The 4,201-nt window shown below is 62.1% G+C and carries 4 protein-coding genes; 2 read left to right on the plus strand and 2 right to left on the minus strand.

Annotated features, from left to right (window positions below; all coding sequences use genetic code 11):
• The first annotated feature begins 82 nt into the window (after positions 1-82).
• Positions 83-1,021 (plus strand): 23S rRNA (adenine(1618)-N(6))-methyltransferase RlmF, encoded by a 939-nt coding sequence (gene rlmF, locus QMX89_RS22405; RefSeq protein WP_282349930.1) that lies wholly within the window; start codon positions 83-85, stop codon positions 1,019-1,021.
• Between the two features lie 121 nt (positions 1,022-1,142).
• Here the strand turns inward: rlmF and QMX89_RS22410 are convergent, their stop codons facing one another.
• The gene (locus QMX89_RS22410; protein WP_043186365.1) at positions 1,143-1,424 is read right to left on the minus strand and encodes an HU family DNA-binding protein; all 282 of its coding nucleotides are present in this window, start codon (positions 1,422-1,424) and stop codon (positions 1,143-1,145) included.
• Positions 1,425-1,832: 408 nt separating this feature from the next.
• Between QMX89_RS22410 and yejK the strand changes: the two genes are divergently transcribed.
• Positions 1,833-2,840 (plus strand): nucleoid-associated protein YejK, encoded by a 1,008-nt coding sequence (yejK, locus tag QMX89_RS22415; RefSeq protein WP_049861824.1) that lies wholly within the window; start codon positions 1,833-1,835, stop codon positions 2,838-2,840.
• A 133-nt stretch (positions 2,841-2,973) separates the two neighbouring features.
• On the opposite strand, the gene QMX89_RS22420 is transcribed toward yejK, so the two are convergent.
• Positions 2,974-3,909 (minus strand): glutathione S-transferase family protein, encoded by a 936-nt coding sequence (locus QMX89_RS22420; RefSeq protein ID WP_282349931.1) that lies wholly within the window; start codon positions 3,907-3,909, stop codon positions 2,974-2,976.
• Between the last annotated feature and the right edge of the window lie 292 nt (positions 3,910-4,201).

Consider the following 4,201-nt stretch of genomic DNA (forward strand, 5'->3'; position numbering starts at 1 on the left):
CCGGTGGGCGCGGCGATGTGTATACGCGACAGGGCGGGGGCTCTGCCCGCGAAGAGGCCCCCGCCCCCACCGGTAACCTCCCATGTCCACCCCGCCAAAACCCACCCTGCACCCGCGCAATCGCCACCAGGGTCGCTACGATTTCCCGCAATTGATCAAGAGCCATCCGGACCTTGCCCGGTTCGTCATCCTCAACCCGTATGGCAAGCAAAGCATCGACTTCGCCGATCCCGCGGCGGTGAAGGTGTTCAACCGGGCGTTGCTCAGGACCCTCTATGGCATTGAGCACTGGGACATCCCGGACGGCTACCTGTGTCCGCCCATACCCGGACGGGCCGACTATCTGCACTGCCTGGCCGACCTGCTGGCCGAAAGCAACGGCGGCGAGATTCCGCGGGGCGCCGGCGTCAGGGCGCTCGACGTGGGTGTAGGTGCCAACTGCATCTATCCCCTGCTGGGCCACAGTGACTATCGCTGGCAGTTCGTGGGCTCCGACATCGACTCGGTGGCACTGGCCTCGGCCAACACCATCGTGCAGGCCAACAAACTGGGCAAAGCCATTTCCTTGCGCCAGCAGACGCAGCCTCGGCAGATTCTCCAGGGACTGCTGGGCCGCGAAGAACGGTTCGCCGTGACCCTGTGCAATCCGCCCTTCCATGCCTCGTTGCAGGAAGCGACCCGCGGCAGCCAGCGCAAATGGCGCGCGCTGGGCAAGGCCGATCCCAAGCGCAAGTTGCCCGTGCTCAACTTTGGCGGTCAGAACAACGAGTTGTGGTGTGAAGGCGGCGAGATTCGCTTCGTGACGCAGCTGATCAACGAAAGCGTGGCCGTGGGACAGCAGGTATTGTGGTTCTCGACGCTGGTGTCCAAGGCCTCCAACCTGCCGGCCATTCAGACAGCCCTTGGCAGGGTCAATGCCGTGCAGGTCCGAGTGGTGGAAATGGGCCAAGGCCAGAAGCAAAGCCGCTTCGTCGCCTGGACCTTCCAGGCAGAGCCAGCCGGCAAAAACTGGTTCAGCTGACTGATTCACGGCGCACTGCGGCCCGCTCCCACAGATGCTCACAGACCGCGCCTATGGATTTACAGGCACAAAAAAACCGCGCCCGGGTTGACCCGCGGCACGGTTCGTCGAGCCGTTACAATTACTTGTTAACGGAATCGGTCAGCACTTTGGCTGGGACGAACTTGACGACTTTCTTGGCAGCGATTTCGATGGCAGCGCCAGTCGAAGGGTTACGGCCAGTGCGGGCAGGACGCTCGGTGATTTTCAGCTTGCCGATACCAGGCAGAGTGATCTCGCTGCCATTTTCCAATTGATCGGCAACGATCTGGCCCAGCTGCTCGATAGCGTTGCGCGCGGTGGTTTTCGGCGCGTCGATAGCTTCAGCGATATCGGCGATCAGTTGGTCTTTGGTTAATGCCATGGTGGTGTACCTTCCCTATCAAATTCAATTGGATTGCAAAGTGCAGCGTAAGTCGGAGCCGGGCGTGCGACGTCCGCCGGGGCTCGCGTTTCGGTCATGCCAATCGCCATTGTAGATACCCAGAATGACGTTTGGTTCGACTCGAAAGCCGCTCTCTGCGGGGCTTCACGGCCTCGTGGGCCGCAAGACCGGGCAAAACTAGCACAGAGCCAAACAAATATCCGCCACTAGCGGCCCTTTTATTCAGCTTTATCATGGGTTTGGCCAAAAAGTAGACGATTTCGTCGTTTCAGCGCATGCGCAGGTCACCGGCAATCCGTAAAACCCCTATCTACGTTACACTTCGCCCCTTTGTGGCACAGCCTGCTCCAGCCGCCGTGCCCATCAGTCAGACAAGCCGAGAAGCCCATGCCGATCCGTCACTGCATCGTCCATTTGATCGACAAGAAACCCGACGGCACGCCTGCCGTGCTTCATGCACGCGACAGCGAGCTGGCCGAGTCCAGCGCCATCGAACATCTGCTTGCCGACCTCAACGAAAGTTACAACGCCAAGCAGGGCAAGGCCTGGGGCTTCTTCCATGCCGAGTCCGGCGCGCACCCGTTCAGCGGCTGGCTCAAGGACTATCTGGACGAGGGCCGCGACTTCACCCAGTTCAGCCGCACGGCCGTCGAGCACCTGCAGAAGCTGATGGAAGAATCCAACCTGTCCACCGGTGGGCACGTGCTGTTCGCGCACTATCAGCAGGGCATGACCGATTACCTGGCCATTGCCCTGCTGCATCACAGTGAAGGCGTGGCCGTGACCTCCGAGCTCGACGTGACCCCGTCGCGGCACCTGGACCTGGGGCAACTGCACCTGGCGGCGCGCATCAACCTGTCGGAGTGGCAGAACAACAAGCAGTCCAAGCAGTACATCTCGTTCATCAAGGGCAAGAACGGCAAGAAGGTCTCGGAGTACTTCCGCGATTTCATCGGCTGCCAGGAAGGCGTGGATGGTCCGGGAGAAACGCGGACACTGCTCAAGGCGTTCAGCGACTTCGTCGAGAGCGAGGACCTGCCAGAAGAGTCGGCGCGGGAGAAAACCCAGACCTTGGTGGAGTACGCCACCAGCCAGACCAAGATGGGCGAGCCGGTCACGTTGAAAGAGCTGTCGGGTCTGATCGACGAAGAGCGCCCGCAGGCTTTCTATGACCATATCCGCAACAAGGATTACGGTTTGTCGCCGGAGATTCCGGCCGACAAGCGCACCCTCAACCAGTTTCGTCGCTTCACCGGGCGGGCCGAGGGGCTTTCGATCAGCTTCGAGGCGCATCTGCTGGGCTCGAAGATCGAGTATGACGAGGAAGCCGGCACCCTGATCATCAAGGGCCTGCCGTCGCAACTGACCGACCAGCTCAAACGGCGGAAGGATTGACTGAGTGGTTACCGACCGCTAAGCGGGCGGTGCGGGGTGTCAATCGGACCGCAGCGTGGCCTTCGCGGGCAGAGCCCGCTCCCACAGTTGGCGGGGAGGCAGGCGGTGTGGGGTGTCCGGCTTGACGTCGCCGCTACGGTTTTGTGATTGCAAAACCCACTCTCGGAAAATGCACATGCACCACGCCGGCGCGCGCGTCTTCACGTCGGATGATCAATTCCTCGGCCCCGGCAAACAACAACTCGCCCTGCACGGGGTCGACGCCATAGTCCACGGCCGAGATGCTCACCTGGTCGCCCACCTTGAAACCGCTGGGATCCTCGAACGTTTCGTCGGGCAAGTCTGCCGGAGTGGCCGCTTTGGCAATCGCCAGGGCTTCGTCGGCAGTCAGCTCGCTGTAGGTGCCGTGGCCAAAACCCAGTACGCGCCCCAGCCAGGCGTGGATGGCGGGGTAGGCATCCACCAGCGGTGCGGTGACCGGTGTGCCCTTGAGGAACCACAGCGGATGAGCCATGGAGAAATCGGCCAGGGTCGGCCCGCCGAACAGGTACTCACCTTCAGCGCTCTGTAGTTGCTGTTCCAGGCGCGCCATGAACGTCGGCCATTGATGCTTGGCCTGCTCCACCGGCAGACGCGTGGCCGTGCCGCCCTGGAACAGCGCCATGCGATCGGCAATGAAGGCCTTGGCGGCGTCTTCGGGCAGACGCGACAGACGGGCGCTGATGGACTCGGGCTGGAACACCAGGCTGACGGCATGCTGGAACAGCACCGAATCGGCCCAGGCGGCGAAAATGGCCACGGTGAGTTCCTGGCCAAGGGGCAGCAGCGCCGGCAAGGCTTTCTCCTGCTCCAGCCGTCGAGCGATCAGGGCTGTGTCGCAATAGACATCGGCGCCGACCTGCAGCACTGGCGTCTTGCGATAGCCACCGGTCAGCGCCGTCAGATCAGGCTTGGGCATGATCGGCGAAATCAGTACCGAGCGCCACGCGAGCCCTTTGAAGCCGAGCATCAGGCGGGCCTTCTCGGCGAACGGCGAGGTCGGATAGTGATGCAGGATCAACTCGGACATATCGGCTCCAGCAGCGGATGGGAAAGCCCACAGCTTACTCGCCCTCGCGCAGACCACATACCCCCGTAAAAGCGACGCATGCGGTATACCTGAATGAGCGCACAACCCCGAACGCGGCTCGCAATCGCTGTAGCAGCGGCGCAAGCCGCGTCGGCGGTGTATGCGGTGTGCCTGAATGAACGCGGTGAACCCGGACGCGGCTCGCGCCGCTGCTACAAGGGTACGCAATCCCTGTAGCAGCGGCGCAAGCCGCGTCGGCGGTGTATGCGGTGTGCCTGAAAGAACGCGGTGA

This window comes from Pseudomonas sp. PS01301 (assembly GCF_029960215.1).
In the GTDB taxonomy this organism is placed as follows: Bacteria; Pseudomonadota; Gammaproteobacteria; order Pseudomonadales; family Pseudomonadaceae; genus Aquipseudomonas; species Aquipseudomonas coleopterorum.